The sequence below is a fragment of the Rickettsia endosymbiont of Orchestes rusci genome (assembly GCF_964030945.1).
GTDB lineage: Bacteria > Pseudomonadota > Alphaproteobacteria > Rickettsiales > Rickettsiaceae > Rickettsia.
In genome coordinates this window covers 696,552-717,583 of the sequence record NZ_CAXIQG010000004.1, presented here as the reverse complement: position 1 = coordinate 717,583, position 21,032 = coordinate 696,552, and the positions used below count along the sequence as shown (strand labels likewise).

The window sequence follows — 21,032 nt, the reverse complement described above, 5'->3', positions numbered from 1 at the left end:
ATTTTATGTGATAATCTTAAGACCCTACCATAATAATTAACTCAATTCAAGTGCTGCTTCTTCTAGGGTTTTTAGTTGGTCACGTAATTTTGCCGCTTGTTCAAACTCTAGATTGCCGGCAGCGGCGTACATTTCTTTTTTAAGTTTTTCGATATGGGATTTTAATTTAGCCGGGTTGTCAAATAACAAATGGGTTTGTTTTTTATCTTGCAGTTTATTATCTACTTTCTCTAGCTCCATTAAGGCATGAATAGTGCGGTTAATAGTTTTCGGGATTATATTATTTTTCTTGTTATACTCTTCCTGAATATTCCTTCTACGTAAAGTTTCACTAAGAGCTTTGTCGATAGATTTAGTCATTTTATCGGCATAAAGTATTACTCTGCCTTCGCTATTTCTGGCAGCCCTGCCGATAGTTTGGATTAGCGACACTTCCGAGCGTAAAAATCCTTCTTTATCGGCATCCAAAATCGCCACTAACCCGCATTCAGGAATGTCAAGCCCTTCGCGGAGTAAATTTATCCCGACTAATACGTCTATCGTCCCTTGCCTTAAATCCCTTAAGATTTCAATACGCTCAAGCGTATGAACGTTAGAATGTAAATAAGATGTTTTGTAATTTAATTCCTGCAAATAGCTAGTTAAATCTTCTGCCATTTTTTTAGTAAGGGTAGTAACTAATACCCTAAAACCTTTCTGCAGGGTAGCCTGAATTTCTCCGACTAAATCCTCTACTTGATTACTTGCCGGTTTTACTATACATTCCGGATCGAGTAGACCGGTTGGTCTAATAATTTGCTCGATTAAATTGTCGCCTGACTCTTGGAGTTCAAAAGGCGACGGTGTCGCCGATACAAAAATAGTTTGCGGTCTAAAAGCTTCCCATTCTTCAAATTTTAAAGGTCTGTTATCAAGAGCGGAAGGAAGGCGGAAGCCATGCTCGACTAATACTTCTTTTCGCGCCCTGTCACCGTTATACATCGCTCTAATTTGCGGTACCGATACATGACTTTCATCAACGAATAATAACGCATCTTTCGGAAGATACTCAAATAAAGTCGGCGGTGGGTCGCCGGGTTTTCTGCCGGTAAAGAGACGAGAATAATTTTCAATACCTTTGCAACTACCGGTTTCGGTTAACATTTCTAAATCATATTGCGTACGTTGATTAAGTCTTTGAAATTCTAACAATCTATCCTGGGATTTTAAGAAAGTTAAGCGTTGTCGTAATTCATCTTCAATTTGCAAGATAGCTTTTTGTACTGCTTCTTTCGGCATGACAAAATGCGAATTACCGTAAATTATAGCTTTATCAAGTTTTGCCAGCTTCTCACCGGTCAGCGGATCAAATTCGTGAATATGCTCCAACTCATTACCGAAAAATGACAAACGCCAAGCTCTCTCGCTATAGTGCGAAGGAAAAACATCAATATTATCGCCTTTTACCCTAAAAGCTCCGCGCTCAAAACCGATATCATTACGCTCATACTGCAAATTTACTAAATCATTCAGTAATTTATCTCGCGGATAGATTTCGCCGGGCTGTAAATTAATCGTCATTTGATAATAAAGATCGGGCGAGCCGAGACCGTAAATACAGGAAATAGAAGCGACGACTATTACATCCCGACGTTCAAGCAATGACCTAGTGGCGGAGTGACGGAGTAAATCTATCCGTTCGTTAATAGAAGAGTCTTTTTCAATGAAAGTATCCGTCCGTGCTATATAGGCTTCAGGCTGATAATAGTCGTAATATGAAACAAAATACTCGACGGCATTCTGCGGAAAAATCGATTTCATCTCTGAATAAATTTGTGCGGCAAGTGTTTTATTATGAGCCATAATAAGTGCCGGTCTGCCGGTTCTAGCAATGATATTTGCCATAGTAAAAGTTTTACCGGAGCCGGTAATGCCTAGTAGCATTTGAGAGCGTTCCTTAGCTGCCAGTCCTTTGACAATCTTATCTATCGCTTTCGGCTGATCACCCGCCGGTTTATATTCTGATATAATCGAAAAATTATTCATCTATTTACTTGATTTAAAAATTATCGTGCTAGATAATAACCTAAAATTATATAAAAAAATATACTATTATGAATAAAACTATTTTACATACCGTTATTATTTATACGCTTGCTCATTGCCCTTTTTGCATTAAGGCGAAAGCATTACTTGACGACAAGCATGTTGCTTATCAGGAAATAGCAGTTGAGGATTTTACCGAAGAACAACGTGAAATATTGATAAAAAAAGCCGGCGGCAAAAAAACCGTTCCGCAAATATTTATTGATAATGTGCATATCGGTGGATGTGACGATTTATTCACTCTTGAAAAAGAGGGAAGGCTGGATAAGTTGTTAGAAGGTCAACCGAAAAAAGTTCCCTCCGCCGCTCTTGGGGGTTAATAGTTATTGTGGGAAGGCGCTGTTGCGTGGACCGGGATTAACACTTTTGATGTCATCCCCGCCTATGCGGGGCGTTGTTGCATGGATGGTTAAAATCGCTTAAAACTTGTCATACCGTGGCTTGACCCACTACTGTACGAACGTTTAAATAAAGAGGTAAAAATTCTGTCATTCCGTGGCTACGACCACGGAATCCAGCTTATAATATCATAAAAAGATTCTAAAATAAGTCTAATATGGCTTTATTTTCCTGGATGCCGTGATCAAGTCACGGCATGACACAGCCTTTTTTCAACGTTCGTACAGTAGTGGGCTTGACCACGGTATCCAGAAAAAATTAAAAAGCCTGACTGGATGCCGTGGTCAAGCCACGGCATGACATCGCGGTACTTTTAAAGAATACCCAAAATATAGCAATTTTCGATCCACGTGGGAATGACATCCTAATATCTTTTTCCTTAAACCGATAAGCTCAAAAAATATAACAATAACAACCTAAATAATGACTGAAAAACCTTTAAAAAAGAATGTATTTTCTTCTCTTCTACCCTATCTATGGTCTAAAGATTTTAATATTCGCTTGCGTGTTATCGCCTCGCTTGTTTGCCTAATAATAGCTAAAATAGTCAATATATTAGTTCCGATTGTCTATAAATATGTAATAGACGGATTAAATAATAATATAGCTCTATCGGTAATTATCGGTCTGATTATTGCTTACGGCGGAACAAAAATATTTACGCAAATATTTAGTGAGTTACGTAATTTTATTTTTGCGAAAGTAGGGCATCAAGCCACACGTTTAATTGCTCTAAATGTGTTTAAGCATATGCATAATCTTAGTATGCGCTTTCATCTGGATCGTAAGACCGGCGGGCTTAGTAGATCGATAGAGAGGGGGACTAAGGGCATTGAGTCGGTGCTGCGTTATTCGTTGTTTAACATCATTCCGACAAGTGTAGAAGTGATATTAGTTTGTGCAATGCTATGGTATGTTTACGGTATTTGGTTTGCGATAACTATTTTAGTTACGATGATTGTTTATACTATTTATACTTTTTCAATTAGTCAGTGGCGTATTTCCTTTGCACGGCAAATGAATCAGAGCGATAACGTAGCTAATAATAGAGCAATTGATAGTTTATTGAATTTTGAAACGGTTAAATATTTTTGTAATGAAGAATATGAAGCTAAAAAATTTGATGAAGCATTAGTAACATATGAAAAATCCGCTGTAAAAACTACTACGAGTCTATCTATTTTAAATATCGGTCAAGATGTTATTATATCACTTGGTCTAGTTAGCCTTATGATGCTTTCCGCTATTGCCATCGAGCATAATAAAATGACGGTCGGCGATTTGATTATGGTTAATTCTTATCTTTTTCAATTATCTATTCCGCTGTCTATGCTCGGTTTTGCTTATCGAGAAATCAAGAATGCTATAATTAGTATGGAAGATATGTTTCAGTTACTGGATATCCCGGCTGAAATACAGGATCCTCCTACTAGTGCGATATTAGAAATATCAAACGGGGTGATAGCTTTTGAAAATGTAAGTTTTGCTTATAACTACGAGCGACCTATTTTGCATAACATAAATTTTACTATTGAAAGCGGTAAAACTTTGGCTATTGTGGGTAGCAGCGGGGCGGGTAAGTCAACAATCTCGCGGTTACTTTTTAGGTTTTACGACGTAACAGGCGGAAAAATTACTATTGACGGGCAGGATATAAGAGAAGTTACGCAACAATCACTGCGAGGAGCTATCGGGATCGTTCCGCAAGATACCGTTTTATTTAACGACACTATTTATTATAATATTGCTTACGGTAATAACTCCGCTTCATATGATGAGGTCTTAAAGGCTTCCGCCAATGCGCATATTCATGAATTTATTACCTCGTTGCCGGAAGGATATAATGCAATGGTAGGCGAGCGGGGGCTTAAACTTTCCGGCGGAGAGAAGCAACGCATTGCCATTGCTCGAACTATCCTTAAAAATCCGTCAATATATATTTTTGATGAAGCTACCTCTTCGCTTGATACTAAAACCGAGAAGTTAATTCAAGCTAGCCTTAAGGAAATCTCAAGCCACCGCACCACCTTAATCATTGCCCATAGATTATCGACAATTATCGATACCGATGAAATTATCGTTATAGATAACGGCTATATAGTAGAGCGAGGGAATCACCGAACTTTATTAACACAAAAAGGTCGTTACGCCGAATTATGGTATAAGCAGCAGGAAGAGGAGATATTGGACAGATAGTCAAGCGTCATAGCAAGGCGATATCAATATTATTGCGTGGATGGTTAAAATCACTTAAAACTTGTCATACCGTGGCTTGACCCACTACTGTACGAACGTTTAAATAAAGAGGTAAAAATTCTGTCATTCCGTGGCTACGACCACGGAATCCAGCTTATAATATCATAAAAAGATTCTAAAATAAGTCTAATATGGCTTTATTTTCCTGGATACCGTGATCAAGTCACGGCATGACACAGCCTTTTTTCAACGTTCGTACAGTAGTGGGTCAAGCCACGGTATGACAGTTTCGCAGGAATAACATCGTTACTTATACTTCATAAATCATAGAGCCGTATTTGGTTGTTTTAGCGTAATTCTGCATTGATTTTGCTACAAGTTCATACCAACAATTTTCGGGTACAGCGTCATTCAGAAAGCTTGATACAAGCGAATTTTTCTGGATTCGCCTGTGCTCACGTACTCTAGTACGGTAGCTTAGCTCACCCTTAAATTCATCTTGTCTGAAGCTTTCTGAATTTAGCTGTATTTTCCGTTTATTACTATAGCCGCAAATAATTAAACGGTCTTCCGCTCTAGTCATAGCAACGTAAAGTAGCCTAATATATTCTTGTATATCTTTTTGTCGTTCTTGTTCCTTTAAATTTTTGAAGAAATCAGGGCTATTACTAGTTTGCGTAGAAAAAAACATTTTTCCCTCCTCAGTCCAGATAAATTTGTTTTTGTTAATAGGCATTATAGTATTATCGCATAATATAACAATCGGGGATTGCAGACCCTTAGAGCCGTGGACGGTCATTATTCTTATTTTATCCGAATGCTCAATATCCCGTTTAATTTTAATGTCGTTATTTTCAAACCAAGCTACGAAGCCTTGTAAAGAATTATCAATTTTATGAGCATAATCAGCACTTAGAGAGAGCAGCTCATTTATAGCGTCATCACTATCCGCTCCGTTGGTGATATTTAAAATTTTTCTTAAATTTAAATTATTAATTACTGAAATAAAAAAATTTCCGGCATTTGAAGTTTGATAGATGTCTATCAAGTAACTTAATTTTTCATATATATTTTTATAAAGTAAAATCTTATCAAATAAAGTTGCCCATAATGAATTATTACTGCGGCTTAAAGCAAGCTCGTATAATTGTTCTTCGCTCATACCGATTATCGGCGATTTAAGGAGGCTTGCCAGATTTAAATCGTCATCCGGTAATAAAACAAATTTAGCTATTGCCGTTAAATCCATTACCGATAAGTTTTCTTTTAGCGTTACCCTGTCACTGCCTTCTACCTTAAGCCCTGATTGTTTAAGGTGATTTATTAATCCATTACTAAACTCGTCTCTTTTTCTAACCAAAATCATAAAATCCCTTTCCGTTATTTCTTTACCGGTAGAGGGTAAAATCTTTCTACTCTCTATTTGCTCTTTTATGAAATCAGTTACCCTATGAATAAGTAGCTCGGCGGGTGATAGTGATTTATTATAATCTTGCGGGAGCGGCCAAAATAATTCTTCTTTTTTATCTGCGACAACTAACGGCCATAGTTCAACACTGCCGCTATGGGATTTATTAGCTTTACGGAATGAAGAAATAAAAGGATTATCCGAAATAAACAGCCTAGGGTTATCGATTTTTATTTGTTTTAAAACTTTGTGAACAACATATAAAATTTCTTCGGTTGACCTATATGACCATTCCAGCGTAATATTTTTAAATTTTTTATTAGCTGCAACTAGATTATTTTTTAAAATATCATTAACGCTATTAAAAACAGTAAGGTTAGACCCTTGAAAACTAAAAATTGATTGTTTCTCGTCTCCAACTATAAAAATACTGCTATTAGGTCCGGAAGCGGCATTAAATTCTGTTATGATTGCGCTAATAATTTCCCATTGCGAAGGGCTAGTATCTTGCGCCTCATCAACAAGTATATGATTTATTTCACCTTCTAGTTTATGTAATAACCATCCCTTATTATCACTATTAATTAATAATAATTTTGTATAATAAATTAAATCGTCATAATCGAGGAAGTTATTATCCAGCTTATATTTCTCATATTTTTTAAGGAAAATTTGCGCGAGTTTAGTAAGTAAATCGGAATAATAAGTTATTTCTTCTATTTTACTTAATTTATCTAACCTATAAACTTCAACGCTAATATTTTCAAGTTTTGCTAGCAACTCCGGATATTGCTTTTTTAATTCGCCTGATAAAATACTCTTCCGTTTACTGCCTTCTTTAGTAAAAAATAATTCTTTCGGGTTAATAGTTAAGGAATATTTTACCAATAAAGATTTCACAGTGTCATAAATAGTTGATAATTGCTTAAAGGCAGATAACTCATTATGTAGTTCACTGTTCGTAAATGAAGAGTTGTCATGCCGTGGCCCCGCCACGGCATCCAGTTTTTTAGAGTTTTTTCTGGACCTAGTTAGCAAGCCACGGGGTGACAATTCCAAGCCTTTTGTGTAAGAGCATACTTCCGCAGGCTCTAACGTAAATAATTTTTTAAATTTGATTTTCTGCGTTATTATTTCATCAAAAATATCTTGTATGGTCGTTTCATGAAAATTGGTAAGCAAAAAATTAATAAGAGAGTAATGTTTAGGGTTTAAATAAATCTCGCTTTTTATTTTCAGAAAAATATCTTGTAGTAAAGAGTCATCAAGAATTTGGAACTCCGGCGTTACACCGGCTTCAAGCGGAAAAGATTTAAGGATTTTTTGACAAAAGGCATGAATAGTATAAATATTTAGAGGCGATTCGGTATTTAATAATCTAGAATATAAAGTTTGAGCATTAGCTGTTTCATTAGCTGAAGGCTTTTCTCCCGTTATTAAAAAAAGCTCCTCCTCTAATTTACTTACATCTGCAAGGGCAAAATTTTTGAGTTTATTACTAATCCTTGTTTGCATCTCTAAAGCAGCAGCATTAGTAAAAGTAAGGCAGAGAATATTTTTAAATTCCGCTCCTTTAATTAATAACCGTAAAACACGATCGGTTAGGATTTTTGTTTTACCTGTACCGGCAGATGCCGCCACCCAAACAGAATATTCAGGGTCTGATGCTTGTCTTTGTAAATCACTCATATATATTCAGATAGAACTTCAAAAATTTGTATACTCTGGAGTTCATCTCTCAAAATACAAACAATTTCTATGTCATTCCTGCGAGGTGTTATTGCGTGGATACCCCAAACGTCATGGCGAAGCCACGTAGTGGCTGTGGCCATCCAGGCTATCCCGAATGTAATGAGGGATTTAATTAGAATACTAAACAAGTTTAGTATTAAATTTATTTAACTGGATGGCCACGGCACCAAGAGGTGCCTCGCCATGACGATTTAGGCATCCACGCAACAATGCCTACAGCAACTCGCAATGACGATATCTATCTTTAATTAGCAATGCCAAATTTTTTTATTTCTCTTTGTGCCACCATTTTTCCCTTTCTTGGGGTAACTCCGAATTTAAGGCTTCTGTTATTTCTGCAAGATATTTTTTGGATTTTTTCATAGCGGCAAAGCTTTTTATAATGCCGGCTTGTTCAGTTTGAAACTGAAAATTACTTAGCTCATGTATAACAGTCATATTATATTCTAATATCAAATTACATATGAAATATAATACTAAATTTTTATAAAAAAGGCAACGCTAACCTTTTAAAATTTATTTTTTATATTTCATTGTTTTCTCATTTTTAATATTATATAATAATCATTATATTTATTTAAATTATATAAATCTAAAAATTATGTTACCGAAAAAAAGTTATATTGATACAAATGGTAAAATTTCTATTCCAATTAAAATTAGAAAAAAATTAAATCTTAAACCTGGTGATGAAGTTTTTATAAAATGTAAGGAACATGAGTTAGTAGTTACCACTTTTCAAGCACCTTTAGAAAAAGCCCGAAGCATAATAGAAAAATATACTAGTAAATCATTAGTTGATATACTTAATACTATGAGAAAAGAAGATGCAAGCAAAGAATAAAGTACTATTTGATGCTTCAGCACTTTTGGCTTTAATTAAAAAAGAACCGGGTTATAAACAGTTAGAAGATTTACTTGCTTCTTCGTGTATTTCTGCAGTTAATTTAAGTGAGGTTGTTAGTGTATTAATGCGAGTCGGGATACCTCAAAATAAAATTGAGGAAATAGTAACCGAAATAATTCCTGAAATAATACCGTTTACATATCAGACAGGGCTTGTTACCGGTAATTTAATTGCAAAAACTAAAGAATTTAGCTTATCTCTGGGAGATAGAGCTTGTATTGCTACAGGAATAGTTGAAAATATGGTAATTTATACTACTGACAAGATATGGCAAAAATTACAGTTAGATAATTTAACGATTGTTATAATACGTTAATTAGGCTCTGTGAACAAAATTTAAATTAATATATTTTAGTTCTTTTTATACTTCCAATTATAAGATTTTTTTGAAATAAGAATAACTATTCCTGCAAAAATCTTATTAATTATCGCACCTAAACACCTCAAAATATAAATAATTTAAATTTTGTTCACAGAGCCTAAATCTTCTTACTTAAATTAATGGAAATATGACAAATTAGCTTAACTATTTTGCTAATTACCGGTGCAAGGAAAGCTTTTTCGCTATCATTGATTATAGCAGTGTTTTTGTGCGCAATTTCGTCAGCTTGAAATTGTGTTATGTTATTTAGTAATTCCGTATCGATATTCTTTAAATAATCTATCTGCTGTTGATAATGCCCCTCTATTACTTCTTCAACCGCCTGAGTTATCAGCATTGCGGTTTTAGGACCGAATATAGCCGATCCCGCTCCTAGCAAATAACCGAATTGATGCCAGAAGAATATTAAAATTGTCGGTCTAATTTGCCGTTTTAGTAATTCATCGGTAAAATAATTTAAGTGTATTTCTTCTTGCTCAAGCATTTCTGTTATTAATGCATAATCAGTTGAGGATTTTGTATATTTTAATTGCCCTTGGTAAATTCTTTTTGCACCGTATTCGCCGGCGTGATTAACTCTAATAATTTCTTGTATACTCTTCTGCTTTGAAGAATTGGCTCCGTAAAACTTCGGGGGGTTTGCGTACTCACCTATTAAGTATAGGCTCCGTGCGCTCACTCCTTGTTTTACGTTCCAATTATCCAAATCATTTGAGTATAGTTTATTATAGGGTTCAGAAAAATCAGGTCTCGGCATATTAATAACCTCAATTACAAATTTGTCGGTATAGTTTTTGATGTCATTCCCGCGCGGCAATGGCGTTGGTTGCGTGGCTCAATATTTTTGCACAGCAATTCGATGTCATACACGTGGTCAAGCCCACTACTGTACGAACGTTGAAAAAAGGCTGTGTCATGCCGTGACTTGATCACGGCATCCAGGAAAATAAAGCCATATTAGACTTATTTTAGAATCTTTTTATGATATTATAAGCTGGATTCCGTGGTCGTAGCCACGGAATGACAGAATTTTTACCTCTTTATTTAAACGTTCGTACAGTAGTAGGTCAAGCCACGGTATGACATCGTACTTATAATAACCATAATACGGTAAATTATGAGCCATGCAACAACACTCCGCTTTTAGCTAGGATGTCATCACAACGCGCATTCTTCAAATTAATCGAGTATACAAATTTGTTGGTATAAGTCAAAACTAGCGGGTCTTAATTTAAAATCAACTTCGGCTTGCTGCAAGATTGCTAAAGTTTTTATACAATCTTGCAAACTAACTTGATTAGCGGTTTGTTTAAAGTCGTTAATATATTGGTAAAAAATCGGTGGCGAGAGCGATTTTATCGCTAAATCAAGCTTTTCGCCGTTTGCTACTTTTGATAATACTATATATAAATTTAAATAATATCTAATTAATGCCCGAATGATTAGGACTTCATTAATATTTTGTTTTTTTAATATAGTAAGTTCATGCAAAAAATTATCGTAATCTTTTTTAGCAAAATAAATAGCTAAATCACTGCCGTTTGCCATAATCTCGCCACTAATTACAGCTTTTACGTCTTGTAAAGTAATTTCTTGTTTATCAAAAGCAAAATTTATTAATTTATCAATTTCATTACAAATTAATCCATGATCACCCTTTAAGTGAGTTTTTAAATAAATAAGTGCTTCTCCCCTGATAGTTTTCGCTGCCTTATTAAATTCATTTAATATTAGTTTTTCGATTTTCTGCTCGTTGTCATGGTAACAGGCAATAGCAGCTAATTGCTCTTCCGTTTCAAAAAATTTTTTAATAGTTGAGCTAGCGGCAATTTCATCGCCGATAAATACCGGCAAATGAAAATAGTTGCCGGTAAGAACCGTTTTTAAACTTTTATCAATGGAGTTCGTTACCGATCTTATTTTGATTAATTCTTTTTGACCGAAAAAATTCCGTGAGTTAAGTAACATCTCTAAAGAAGAAACATTAAGATTTGCATACTCCATAGAGGTTTGTAACATAGCGAATTTTTTGATTAACAACTTACAAATTTTATCTATATAACCTTTATCGGGACCGTAAAGTAATATAGCTTTAATTTTACCGGTTAAGATTAACTCAAATAATTGATTCGTCTGAGAAATATATAGTTTCATGAAGCCCTTATATTCTTAGCAAAATATAAAATTAATCTACTACGAATTTCTTCGGCTGCTTGATGTGCTAGTTCTATTTGCGTTTCCTCTCTCTCGACATCAGAGGCATAAGGCATAAAAATTATATTATATGAAGTAGTTTGATAAAATTTTTCTGAAATTAAAATTTTATTGGTTTTAATATCAATTAATTGATACTTAACGAATTGATTTATAGATTCCCGTAAAACATTAGAATTTTTTTCTATAGTTGCCGGCATACTTATATTGCTAAATTGGACTCTTAATAGATATTGTGCTTTTGTCGTTTGCGGTAGAATACTAACAAGTCGGTGATAAAATTCCGCTCCGTCAACAGATATTATCGGCTCAACATCAATAGCATTTAATTCATTATGCAGAAATTGATTATTATAATATTTTTCGCTATATACGGGCTTTAAAGTGCAAGAACTCAAAAAAAATATTAAGCCGGAAAATATTAAGTTGATGATGACCGGTAAACAATGCATAAGTTTCAAATTATTTTTATATATATTAATACTAGTTTCTTACGTCTACAACAATTTTCTCTATCAATATCTAAAGTTACGACAATATTATAAGAAATATTAATAATATTGTCATATATAATTAATATTTGTTGACATATGGATATATATAGCTCTATTTTGTGCATCTTAAATTAATAAGAATTTTAAATCGATAGGAAGGTGTATTAATATGTTATTTGATTCTTTACTTAATTCTCAAAGAATTAGTCGCAACAAAATTTTTAGTATTATTAAGGATGCTCCTAGGATTATTAGTAAATTGAAAGAGAAAGCTTCAAACTTATTCTCTGACAATAAAAATGAAACACCTCGTAATAAAATAGTTGATACTACCGCTACGGAATCACTTGGAAGTAAAGAGTCGGATTATTTAGTTCCGAGGGAAGTGAATCACGATGATGAACCTATTTATGAGAAGATTATTGATCCTACTACGACATTACCGGCTAACACGGTAACAGGAATAGCGGTTGCCGATAATAGCTCATCTTGTGGAATAATTAATTATAGTAGACCTTCTAATTTTACTTTTTCTTTTTTTGCAGGTAACGCATATAAAAAGATTAAAGAAACATTTAGTTGGGTAAGTGATAAAATATTTCCTGATTCTAAAGCAAAAAAAGAAGTGAAGTTGTTTGAGGAAGAAGATAGTCTATTTAAAGGGTTTTTCCCGGAAGTTAAAATTGATAATGATGGATGTGTCTTAGCTGTTAATAATGATCGGGATTTTTTTGAATCACGTAATATTCCTACCGTAAAAGAAGATAAAGGCGTTAATTTAGGTACTATAGATAATGTCCTTAAAGAAGCAGAGATATTTATGTATAATAAGGGATATTATTTGATACATAACAATGATGAATTTCTAAAGCCTTTTGTACAAAACGATCTTAACAAATGTAAAAAGATTAATATAGTAGACGGTAAGATTACGGTAGTGCAGCAGGATTTAGATAATGTAAGGTATGTAGATGAGAAGATTGATATAATGCAAGCAAAATTAAATAATGTAAATGCTAAAAAGATTGCAATATATTTAGAAAGCGGCAGTAATAAATGGTATGCCTTAAGCAATTACGGTTTGAATAATAAAAATGTAAAAAAAGAGGAATTAACTAGTATTCTCAAGGAATGTGAGGTAATTGCTCACAATAATGAATTTTATATATTACCAAAAAGTATAAAAATGCCTTATGGATGTAAGAAAATTAATATGGTAAACGGTAAGATTAATATAGTACAAACGGATTTGGATAATGTTGAAAAGGTGGCAATATATTTTGAGAAGGAGACTGAAAAATGTTATGTCTTAAGTAACGGCGGCTCAAACGGCAAAAATATAAAAAAAGAAGAATTAAATATTATTCTTGAAGAATTTGAAATAATTGATGTTAATAATGCATTCTATATATTTCCAAAAAATGCAAAATTGCCTGAGGCGTGTAAAAAAATCAGTATGGAAGGCGGTAAAATTAAAATAGTACCGGCAGCTTTAGATAATGTAACTGTTAAAGCCGTTCCCTCTATTGATATAAAGCAACAAGATGAAGAGGATAAAGGTTATGATTCAGATGTGGAAGAAAATGACGATCTAATAAATGAAGTTACCGCTCAACCGGTAAAATATGATAATACTCATGAAAATGAGGATAGCGATTATTTCTCTGATGATTGTGACTCTGAAAGAGAAACAATTTACTTTAATCATACTGAATATGAAGCTCCGATACAAGGCGACGTACCGATGTTGGTTACTGAACTTTAATAACGCGAACTATGGATAAGTTTTTAAGCTAAAACTTATCCATAGTTGAGGTTTTAATAATTTCCTTTCTTCTTATATTTATTCCTCTACGTCATTATTAATGCCCAGAAGTTTTAGAGCTTTCTCTTGTAGTTCTAAAAAATACTGTTCATTTATTTGATGATCGTTTGAATCCTTTCTATATTTGCCAAACCCTTCAATTCTACCTTGATCTAAAGCTGTCTTATTCCACTGATCCTTTGCATTAATTAATGTTGGCTTAGCTTCAAGTAGTATTTTAAACATTTCTAGGTCTGCTATACCTAACACTGCGGAATGTAATACTGTTAAATCTTTAATAGTTAATATGTCAATTAATTCCGGTTTCAATGTTAAAATCTTTTTAACAAATTCCTCTTTTCCCTGTTCCACTGCTATATGTAAAATATCAGGGTATTCTACAAATAATGATTCTATTGAATCTTTATTTGTTTCTTCGTTTTTAATTAAAGTACGAAATTTATCCAATATTTCATCATTATTTAATTGTTTATCTTCCGGTTTTTTAAATTCTAACACCTCATCATCTTCTGAACTTGGATAATTTAATGATTGCTTATTTTCCGGGCTTGCGGTCGATGGGTTTAAAGGTAGGATCGGTACGTGAGGTTGATTGCGCATTAATTCTCCTTAAATTTTAATTAATTATAGATACAGCGTCATCTCGATCGCTTAATACAAGCAAATTTTTCGACATTCGCCTGTACTCACGTATTCTAGTACGGTAGCTTAGCTCGTCTTTAAATTTATCTTGTCTGAAGCTTTCTGAAGTTAGCCGTATCTTAAAATTTAAGAGATTCTAAACTAAAGCAAAATACTATTATGATTAATTAGGTTGAATTTCTTATTTTAAAGTTGTTAATTTGACGCAGTTATTGCTCGCTAGGCAATGGTGCTTGTATGTATTAGATTCTTGATGTCATTCCCGCGCAACAACGGTCTATGCCGGAATAACATCGACTACGACTTTTAAACAGCTTTGAGTTATACTAGGTTATTAACCCCTTCAATTTATATATTATTTCTAACGCCTCTTTAGGGGAAAGCGAGTCAGGATTAATATCTCTTATTTCTTCCTCTAATTTACTTAAAGGCTCTGCTTCTTTAACGGGAGGCGATAAAGTGAATAAGCTTAAATTATTTGATTCGGTAGATAAGATATTTTTTCCTTTGTTAGTTGCTGTTTTTTCAAATTTTGCTAAAATTTGATTAGCTCTATTGATAACACTTAGAGGTAAGCCGGCAATCGCAGCTACATGAATCCCGTATGATTTGTCGGCCGCTCCTTCTATAATATTATGCAAAAATAAAACATCCTTTCCCGATTCTTCAATAGCAATAGTATAATTTTGTAAAGCCGGCAGAAAATTATTCATAATAGTAAGCTCGTGGTAGTGAGTAGCAAAAAGACAGCGGCATTTTAGTTTATCGTGAATATATTCCAGCACCGACCAAGCAATCGATACCCCGTCGTAAGTAGATGTGCCTCTGCCCACTTCATCAAGTATAATTAAAGAATTCTTAGTTGATTGTGCAAGAATTGCCGAGGTTTCAAGCATTTCCGCCATAAAGGTTGATTGCCCTTTCAGTAAATCGTCCGCTGCACCTATCCTACTAAATATTTTATCTACAATGCCTATTTTAGCGCGGCTAGCGGGTACAAAACAGCCTATTTGGGCGATTATGGTAATGATTGCATTTTGTCGCAGAAAAGTACTTTTCCCTGCCATATTCGGACCGGTAATTAACCAAATTCGTTTATCTTCCGCTAAAGAGCAATTATTATTTACAAAATTCTTGCTATCGCGAAGTAGTGCTTGCTCTATTACGGGATGGCGTCCTTTGACGATCTCAAAACTTTGATCCTCGGTAAATTCCGGTTTAACGTAATTATATTCATCGGCGATATGCGCAAAATTGCAAAATACGTCGAGACCGCTTAAAGAACTTGCCAGCATTCGTAAAAATACGGTTTTATCAACTATTTGCCGACAAATATCAGCGTATAATTCTTGTTCTAAACTAATTGCTAAGCTTCGGGCATTTACCAAATCGCTCTCGAGTTTTTGTAGGTTGATAGTAGTATATCTGGCACTATTAGCCGTAGTTTGGCGATGAATAAATTGGGGGTCTAGTATTTTATTAATATTTTTGGTAGTGATATCAATGAAAAGCCCTATAACATTATTATGGGATATTTTAAGGGTGTCTATACCGGTTTCACGTCGATATTGCTCTTTTAATTTTTCTATATGTAATTTGCCGTTATTAATTAAATCGTATAATTCCTTTACGCGCGGGTGATATTCGTGTTTTATTATTCCGCCGTCATTTAAATTATTCGGTGCATCTTCCTTAATTGACTGATCTATTAAGTCATATAATTCTTCATCTCCCGATAAGGCTTTAATAATTTTTTCAATAAAGGGCGGTAAATTAAGACCGTAATGACTAAAAAATATTCCTTTAATTTGCAAAGCTGCATCTAACGTATATTTAATATTTAACAAATCACGCCCGGAGCTGCGATTCATAGTAATCCGCGTTAAACAACGTTCTAAATCACCGGTTTTTTTTAAGACTCCCCGAATTGCCGCCGCTATTTCTAGATTAGAGTGGAAAAATTCCGTAATATTAAGGCGATGATTTATTTTGGTAATGTTAGTTAGCGGGCTAGATAGAAAATTATATAATAAGCGGCTACCGGGTTTAGTAACGGTGCGGTCAAGAGTGTTTAGTAAACTTCCCTTGACGTGACCTGACAGGTTAGAGACAATTTCAAGATTACGTCTTGTTGCAAAATCAATTGTCATATGTTCCGACAGATTGACGATTTTCGGCAGCGGCAAACGCGGGATATGTTCTTTTTGGGTTAAAGACAAATATTCTAAAATACTACCGATACTACTAACTTGTCGGTCGGATATTTCGCCGATGGCTTTAACATCCTTGATTTTATAAAAATCTAAAATAATTTTTTGACATTTGTTGAAGGCAAAAAAACTATCGACTTGGTAGGTGATTCTCAAACCTAATTGTTTAGAGATATTGCCGGCAAGCTCGGAAGACCTTAAATTTTCGCTAAGTAAAATTTCTTTCGGCTTTAGCCTCGCCAACTCATTTAAAATGTCATTTTGCGGGATATTAATTACGGAGATTTGCGAAGTAGAAAGATCAACGTAACAAATTGCCGCTAAATCCTTATTCTTGAGCAAAGCAAGGCTAGCCAAGTAATTCGGTTCGCTTGCTGAAATTAACGATTCCTCGATTATCGTGCCGGGCGTAATAATGCGCGTGACGTTTCTACTTACTACTGCTTTGTATCCGTCACGTTTTTTAGCTTCTTCCGGTGTTTCTAGCTGCTCGCAAATAGCAACGTTATAATTTTCTTCAATTAATTTTGTTAAATATGTCTCAAGCGAATGGTACGGCACGCCGCACATCGCAATATCTTCTTCACCGTTTTTACCTCTTTTGGTTAATGCAATGCCAAGCACGCCGCTTGCTAAAATTGCGTCTTCGTAAAACATTTCATAAAAATCACCCATTCTAAATAACAACAGATAATCCAAATGAGCAAATTTAATATCTAAATATTGCTGCATCATTTTGGTTGCAGCATCGTAATTATATTTTTGTTTAAAATCGAGAAGGTTCATTTTGTGTTGCCTGTAAGTGAAGAATTGATAAACGAAGATTAATTTGAAGAGTTGCCATACCGTGGCTTGACCCACTACTGTACGAACGTTGAAAAAAGGCTGTGTCATGCCGTGACTTGATCACGGCATCCAGGAAAATAAAGCCATATTAAACTTATTTTGAATCTTTTTATGATATTATAAGCTGGATTCCGTGGTCGTAGCCACGGAATGACAGAATTTTTACCTCTTTATTTAAACGTTCGTACAGTAGTGGGCTTGACCACGGTATCCAGCGTTGTCGTCATCCTGAATTTATTTCAGGATCTACTCAAAAAGATGCTGAAACAAGTTCAGCATGACTTTTTGTTTCTGGATGCCGTGGTCAAGCCACGGCATGACACCAAGGGTACTTTTACCTATTCACGCAATAATGATATTATATTTTGCATTCACTTTATCTTTGATAATCGCACGCTATGCCTGCCGCCTTCAAATTTAGTAGTTAAAAAATTATCGATCATCTCATAAATTATTTTAGGGTCTAATATTTTGCTTCCTAGAATTAATATATTAGCGTCATTATGAGATCGCGCTCTTTTTGCCGTAAATAGGTCAAAACAAAGTGCTGCTCTTATTTGGGAACTTCTATTAGCTGCAATCGACATACCGATGCCGGTGTCGCTAATTAGAATGCCAAGGGGAGCTAATTCCTCGATAATTCCGTCTACAACTTTTTTTGCATAATCAGGGTAATCAACTCTTTCCGTATTATTAGTACCGTAGTCATAAACAGATAAAGATTTTTTTTGTAAATAATTAATAATTTCACTTTTTAATTGATAACCTGAGTGATCGCTAGCTATTACAATATCGTAAGTTTTCATAATTGATTTTTTTGATGGAAAATAATGATAAAAATTATATACTATGCTTAATTTGTTGCCTAATAAATAATTTCGGTAAATATATGATATCTCGCGTTATATTGCTTTTTTTTGCGGTAATTTTTGTTATCGCCTGTGTTGATCAGCCTGCTGCACCTATTGAATACGGGGGAGAGGCAAGCGCATCCCGTAACCTTGTTAGTAGTAATAAGAATGAGTCTACTAGATTATCGGAAAGTGATGAAGGAATAATAGTCCGCAAAAATATTGATGAGGATATACAAGAAAAAACAGCAGGTGTTTTAAAAGAATCGGAGCAGGAGACTATAGAGGAAGCGGATGATATAATTACAGTGCCGCTCGCACGAGATGATAATAAAATAATTTATCATGAGGTTCAAGAAGGGGAAACATTAGAATCTATTGCGAGGGATTACGAACAAAATCTTAAAGCATTAGCAAGCTTTAATGATTTAACTTATCCGTATATTTTAGATGAATCACAGATTATTAAAATTAAAGTTAGTAATGAGCTGCTAAATAAAAAGAATAAAGAAAATACTGGCAGTTTAAATGTGGATAATAAACTAAATTTTATCAAACCGGTGGAAGGTGAAATTATTACTAATTTTGGTGAAAACACGCAGCACGGTCAAAGTAAAGGGGTAGATATTGCGGCAAAAGAAGGTAGCAGCGTTAGATCGGTGGCTAGCGGCAAAGTAGTATATTCCGGTTATGATAAGCAATTCGGTAATTTACTGATAGTAAAACTAGATGCTAGTAATCTATATGCCGCATATGCCCATCTAAAAGAGGCGATACCTAAAAAAGGCGCTTCGGTGGTTAAAGGTGATGTAATCGGTTATGTAGGACATACCGGTAATGCTAAAACTGCTCAATTGCATTTTGCTATCCGCGCAGGTAAAATTGCCGTCGATCCGGCTAAATATGTACCGTTAAACTAAATGACGGAAAATTTTTTTACCCTTAATAGATACGGTAGCCCCCAAAGGATAGAAATAAGAAGAAGTAATAAAGCCCGAAATATCAGTATAAGGATTACTCATAAAGGGGCAGAGTTGGTTTTACCCTTTAAAGCAAATCCGGAAAAAGGTTATAAATTTTTGCTAAGTAAAGAATCTTGGATTAGGCAAAAATTACGAACAAAGGTAACTTTGGTCGACGCGGACAACGAGAATATTCCTATTTTAGGTAAAATTTACAAAGTGGTTTATACTTCATCAAATAATCATACTATAAAATTAAATTGTGATACGATAGAACTACATACTACAGAAACGCTTAAAAAAACAACTTTACAAATTTTTCTTAAAAAGAAATTATTAGAGGAAATAACTGAAATAGTAAATACCATATCTAGCAAACATAAATTAGCTTATTCCAACCTTAGAATTATGGATAATGTGACTAGGTGGGGGAGTTGTTCAAGTAAAGGCAACCTTGCTTTTAACTGGCGGATAGTTTTTGCGCCTTATGAGGTGCTGCAATATTTAGTCGTCCATGAGATGTCTCACTTGCAAGAAATGAATCACGGTAAAAATTTTTGGGACTTAGTAGCAAATATCTACCCGGAATATATAGCGGCAAAATTATGGTTAAAGAATAACGGTAAGAATTTATATAATTATTTGAAGTGATGATATTGTTGCATGGCTTGATAAAGTAGTATTATGTCATTCTAGCTAAAAGCGGGAATCCAGACTTTTCTTTGTCATGCTGAGCTTGTTTCAGCATCTACTAAAAGATATCCTGAAATAAATTCACGATGACTATTATTTTCTGGATTTCCGCTTTTAGCTAGAATGACATCGAAAATTTGAGCCACGCAACAACGTCAGTCAAGCCACGGTATGACACCGAAACACTTTGCAAAAATTCGAGCCATGCAACAAAGCCCCGTTTTCACGGGAATGACATAGAACATTATAGAGGATAAAAATGAGTCAAACTAATCACACTAAAAGAGTAACTGTTCCTTCCCTAGAAGAAATATTATATGAGCCTATCAAAGTTTTAGACCACGGTTTTATCAGGGTTATAGATTATATGGGTGATGATAGTGCTATAGTGCAAGCGGCTCGCGTATCATACGGTAAGGGAACAAAACAGACTAATCAAGATAAGGGACTCATTAATTACCTAATTCGTCATCATCATACTACCCCGTTTGAAATGTGCGATATTAAATTTCATATAAAATTACCTATTTTTGTTGCAAGGCAATGGATACGCCACAGAACTGCCAGCGTAAATGAATATTCAGCGAGATATTCGATTTTAGGCAATGAATTTTACTTGCCGGAACGGGAAAATATTTCCACGCAGTCTAAAATTAATAAACAGGGTAGAGAAGAGGAAAATAGCGTACCGAAAGAAATAGCCGATAAAGTCTTGTTATTGCTTGAGCAGGATGCAAATAACTGCTATCGGCATTATACCGAAATGCTAAATATTGACGAAGAGGGTAATATTTTAGATGAAAATACTATCGGTATTACTAGGGAACTAGCGCGGATGAATTTAACTCTAAATTATTATACGGAATGGTACTGGAAAATTAATTTACATAATTTATTACATTTTCTAAGACTAAGAGCTGATTTCCATGCGCAATATGAAATAAGAGTATATGCCGAAAAAATGCTTGATATCGTAAAAGCTTGGGTACCTTTTACTTATGAAGCTTTTAATGAGCATTGCCTAGAAGGAAAAAGCATTTCTAAAAAAGGGTTTAGCGTTATAAAAAGGATGATTAACGGCGAAAACGTCACTCAGGAAACTAGCGAAATGACCAAAAGAGAATGGGAAGAGTTAAGAAGTATTTTGGGGATGAAATAAAGATAAT

General features: G+C 34.4%; 21 protein-coding genes and 1 pseudogene. 10 read left to right on the top strand and 12 right to left on the bottom strand.

The window, feature by feature from the left end:
- Window positions 1-36: 36 nt before the first annotated feature.
- A complete protein-coding gene (gene uvrB / locus AAHM91_RS07680) occupies window positions 37-2,025 on the bottom strand; it encodes an excinuclease ABC subunit UvrB (protein WP_341793757.1) in 1,989 nt (662 codons plus the stop codon).
- Window positions 2,026-2,093: 68 nt separating this feature from the next.
- Here uvrB and grxC point away from each other — a divergent pair, with 68 nt between their 5' ends.
- Complete coding sequence (gene grxC, locus AAHM91_RS07675; RefSeq protein WP_342270407.1) at window positions 2,094-2,405, top strand: glutaredoxin 3; 312 nt, start codon at window positions 2,094-2,096, stop codon at window positions 2,403-2,405.
- 502 nt (window positions 2,406-2,907) lie between these two features.
- A complete protein-coding gene (locus tag AAHM91_RS07670) occupies window positions 2,908-4,680 on the top strand; it encodes an ABCB family ABC transporter ATP-binding protein/permease (RefSeq protein ID WP_342270406.1) in 1,773 nt (590 codons plus the stop codon).
- A gap of 535 nt (window positions 4,681-5,215) precedes the next feature.
- On the opposite strand, the pseudogene AAHM91_RS07665 reads toward AAHM91_RS07670, so the two are convergent.
- A pseudogene (locus tag AAHM91_RS07665) lies at window positions 5,216-7,777 on the bottom strand (UvrD-helicase domain-containing protein); the annotation flags it as partial.
- A gap of 69 nt (window positions 7,778-7,846) precedes the next feature.
- Between AAHM91_RS07665 and AAHM91_RS07660 the strand changes: the two are divergent.
- A complete protein-coding gene (locus AAHM91_RS07660; protein WP_342270404.1) occupies window positions 7,847-7,990 on the top strand; it encodes a hypothetical protein in 144 nt (47 codons plus the stop codon).
- A 117-nt stretch (window positions 7,991-8,107) separates the two neighbouring features.
- Here the strand turns inward: AAHM91_RS07660 and AAHM91_RS07655 are convergent, their stop codons facing one another.
- On the bottom strand, window positions 8,108-8,278 hold the full coding sequence (locus tag AAHM91_RS07655; protein ID WP_342270403.1) for a hypothetical protein: 171 nt from the start codon (window positions 8,276-8,278) through the stop codon (window positions 8,108-8,110).
- Window positions 8,279-8,441: 163 nt separating this feature from the next.
- On the opposite strand from AAHM91_RS07655, the gene AAHM91_RS07650 reads away from it, so the two are divergent.
- Window positions 8,442-8,684 (top strand): AbrB/MazE/SpoVT family DNA-binding domain-containing protein, encoded by a 243-nt coding sequence (locus tag AAHM91_RS07650; RefSeq protein WP_341793765.1) that lies wholly within the window; start codon window positions 8,442-8,444, stop codon window positions 8,682-8,684.
- Window positions 8,668-9,063, top strand: a complete 396-nt coding sequence (locus AAHM91_RS07645) for a type II toxin-antitoxin system VapC family toxin (protein WP_253307954.1) — start codon at window positions 8,668-8,670, stop codon at window positions 9,061-9,063. The genes AAHM91_RS07650 and AAHM91_RS07645 overlap by 17 nt, the downstream gene beginning before the upstream one ends.
- A gap of 163 nt (window positions 9,064-9,226) precedes the next feature.
- Here the strand turns inward: AAHM91_RS07645 and AAHM91_RS07640 are convergent, their stop codons facing one another.
- From AAHM91_RS07640 to AAHM91_RS07620, 5 genes are all read right to left on the bottom strand, one after another.
- Entirely contained in the window at window positions 9,227-9,784 is a 558-nt protein-coding gene (locus AAHM91_RS07640; protein WP_342257192.1) for a demethoxyubiquinone hydroxylase family protein, read from the bottom strand.
- A 116-nt stretch (window positions 9,785-9,900) separates the two neighbouring features.
- Window positions 9,901-10,062, bottom strand: coding sequence for a hypothetical protein (locus tag AAHM91_RS07635; protein WP_342270402.1), 162 nt, complete (start codon window positions 10,060-10,062; stop codon window positions 9,901-9,903).
- A 46-nt stretch (window positions 10,063-10,108) separates the two neighbouring features.
- The gene (locus tag AAHM91_RS07630; protein ID WP_342270401.1) at window positions 10,109-10,255 is read right to left on the bottom strand and encodes a hypothetical protein; all 147 of its coding nucleotides are present in this window, start codon (window positions 10,253-10,255) and stop codon (window positions 10,109-10,111) included.
- Window positions 10,256-10,308: 53 nt separating this feature from the next.
- Entirely contained in the window at window positions 10,309-11,283 is a 975-nt protein-coding gene (gene holA, locus AAHM91_RS07625; RefSeq protein WP_253307952.1) for a DNA polymerase III subunit delta, read from the bottom strand.
- Complete coding sequence (locus AAHM91_RS07620) at window positions 11,280-11,795, bottom strand: hypothetical protein (RefSeq protein ID WP_410526165.1); 516 nt, start codon at window positions 11,793-11,795, stop codon at window positions 11,280-11,282. The genes holA and AAHM91_RS07620 overlap by 4 nt, the downstream gene beginning before the upstream one ends.
- A 211-nt stretch (window positions 11,796-12,006) precedes the next feature.
- Here AAHM91_RS07620 and AAHM91_RS07615 point away from each other — a divergent pair, with 211 nt between their 5' ends.
- Entirely contained in the window at window positions 12,007-13,602 is a 1,596-nt protein-coding gene (locus tag AAHM91_RS07615; RefSeq protein WP_342270400.1) for a hypothetical protein, read from the top strand.
- 78 nt (window positions 13,603-13,680) lie between these two features.
- On the opposite strand, the gene AAHM91_RS07610 is transcribed toward AAHM91_RS07615, so the two are convergent.
- The 3 genes from AAHM91_RS07610 to AAHM91_RS07600 all read right to left on the bottom strand — a co-directional run bounded on the left by AAHM91_RS07610 (window position 13,681) and on the right by AAHM91_RS07600 (window position 17,424).
- Entirely contained in the window at window positions 13,681-14,262 is a 582-nt protein-coding gene (locus AAHM91_RS07610) for an ankyrin repeat domain-containing protein (RefSeq protein WP_253307949.1), read from the bottom strand.
- Window positions 14,263-14,630: 368 nt separating this feature from the next.
- The gene (gene mutS / locus AAHM91_RS07605; RefSeq protein ID WP_342270399.1) at window positions 14,631-17,300 is read right to left on the bottom strand and encodes a DNA mismatch repair protein MutS; all 2,670 of its coding nucleotides are present in this window, start codon (window positions 17,298-17,300) and stop codon (window positions 14,631-14,633) included.
- Window positions 17,281-17,424 carry a hypothetical protein gene (locus tag AAHM91_RS07600; RefSeq protein WP_341793772.1) on the bottom strand — a complete coding sequence of 48 codons (144 nt, stop codon included), beginning with the start codon at window positions 17,422-17,424 and terminating at the stop codon, window positions 17,281-17,283. The genes mutS and AAHM91_RS07600 overlap by 20 nt, the downstream gene beginning before the upstream one ends.
- Window positions 17,425-17,510: 86 nt before the next feature.
- Between AAHM91_RS07600 and AAHM91_RS07595 the strand changes: the two genes are divergently transcribed.
- Window positions 17,511-17,810, top strand: a complete 300-nt coding sequence (locus AAHM91_RS07595) for a hypothetical protein (protein ID WP_342270398.1) — start codon at window positions 17,511-17,513, stop codon at window positions 17,808-17,810.
- On the opposite strand, the gene rpiB is transcribed toward AAHM91_RS07595, so the two are convergent.
- A complete protein-coding gene (gene rpiB / locus AAHM91_RS07590) occupies window positions 17,732-18,166 on the bottom strand; it encodes a ribose 5-phosphate isomerase B (protein WP_253307947.1) in 435 nt (144 codons plus the stop codon). The two genes, AAHM91_RS07595 and rpiB, sit on opposite strands and share 79 nt — an antisense overlap.
- An 83-nt stretch (window positions 18,167-18,249) precedes the next feature.
- Here rpiB and AAHM91_RS07585 point away from each other — a divergent pair, with 83 nt between their 5' ends.
- From AAHM91_RS07585 to thyX, 3 genes are all read left to right on the top strand, one after another.
- Window positions 18,250-19,131, top strand: coding sequence for a LysM peptidoglycan-binding domain-containing M23 family metallopeptidase (locus AAHM91_RS07585; protein ID WP_342270397.1), 882 nt, complete (start codon window positions 18,250-18,252; stop codon window positions 19,129-19,131).
- On the top strand, window positions 19,132-19,824 hold the full coding sequence (locus AAHM91_RS07580) for a M48 family metallopeptidase (protein ID WP_253307945.1): 693 nt from the start codon (window positions 19,132-19,134) through the stop codon (window positions 19,822-19,824).
- Between the two features lie 301 nt (window positions 19,825-20,125).
- The gene (gene thyX, locus AAHM91_RS07575) at window positions 20,126-21,025 is read left to right on the top strand and encodes an FAD-dependent thymidylate synthase (RefSeq protein ID WP_253307944.1); all 900 of its coding nucleotides are present in this window, start codon (window positions 20,126-20,128) and stop codon (window positions 21,023-21,025) included.
- The last annotated feature ends 7 nt before the right edge of the window (window positions 21,026-21,032 follow it).

Bases quoted from the DNA above. Each gene is read 5' to 3' on its own strand.
- uvrB (WP_341793757.1), bottom strand. From the start codon at position 2,025: ATGAATAATTTTTCGATTATATCAGAATATAAACCGGCGGGTGATCAG.
- grxC (WP_342270407.1), top strand. From the start codon at position 2,094: ATGAATAAAACTATTTTACATACCGTTATTATTTATACGCTTGCTCAT.
- AAHM91_RS07670 (WP_342270406.1), top strand. From the start codon at position 2,908: ATGACTGAAAAACCTTTAAAAAAGAATGTATTTTCTTCTCTTCTACCC.
- AAHM91_RS07660 (WP_342270404.1), top strand. From the start codon at position 7,847: ATGTCATTCCTGCGAGGTGTTATTGCGTGGATACCCCAAACGTCATGG.
- AAHM91_RS07655 (WP_342270403.1), bottom strand. From the start codon at position 8,278: ATGACTGTTATACATGAGCTAAGTAATTTTCAGTTTCAAACTGAACAA.
- AAHM91_RS07650 (WP_341793765.1), top strand. From the start codon at position 8,442: ATGTTACCGAAAAAAAGTTATATTGATACAAATGGTAAAATTTCTATT.
- AAHM91_RS07645 (WP_253307954.1), top strand. From the start codon at position 8,668: ATGCAAGCAAAGAATAAAGTACTATTTGATGCTTCAGCACTTTTGGCT.
- AAHM91_RS07630 (WP_342270401.1), bottom strand. From the start codon at position 10,255: ATGGCTCATAATTTACCGTATTATGGTTATTATAAGTACGATGTCATA.
- holA (WP_253307952.1), bottom strand. From the start codon at position 11,283: ATGAAACTATATATTTCTCAGACGAATCAATTATTTGAGTTAATCTTA.
- AAHM91_RS07620 (WP_410526165.1), bottom strand. From the start codon at position 11,795: ATGCATTGTTTACCGGTCATCATCAACTTAATATTTTCCGGCTTAATA.
- AAHM91_RS07615 (WP_342270400.1), top strand. From the start codon at position 12,007: ATGTTATTTGATTCTTTACTTAATTCTCAAAGAATTAGTCGCAACAAA.
- AAHM91_RS07610 (WP_253307949.1), bottom strand. From the start codon at position 14,262: ATGCGCAATCAACCTCACGTACCGATCCTACCTTTAAACCCATCGACC.
- mutS (WP_342270399.1), bottom strand. From the start codon at position 17,300: ATGAACCTTCTCGATTTTAAACAAAAATATAATTACGATGCTGCAACC.
- AAHM91_RS07595 (WP_342270398.1), top strand. From the start codon at position 17,511: ATGACAGAATTTTTACCTCTTTATTTAAACGTTCGTACAGTAGTGGGC.
- rpiB (WP_253307947.1), bottom strand. From the start codon at position 18,166: ATGAAAACTTACGATATTGTAATAGCTAGCGATCACTCAGGTTATCAA.
- AAHM91_RS07585 (WP_342270397.1), top strand. From the start codon at position 18,250: ATGATATCTCGCGTTATATTGCTTTTTTTTGCGGTAATTTTTGTTATC.
- AAHM91_RS07580 (WP_253307945.1), top strand. From the start codon at position 19,132: ATGACGGAAAATTTTTTTACCCTTAATAGATACGGTAGCCCCCAAAGG.
- thyX (WP_253307944.1), top strand. From the start codon at position 20,126: ATGAGTCAAACTAATCACACTAAAAGAGTAACTGTTCCTTCCCTAGAA.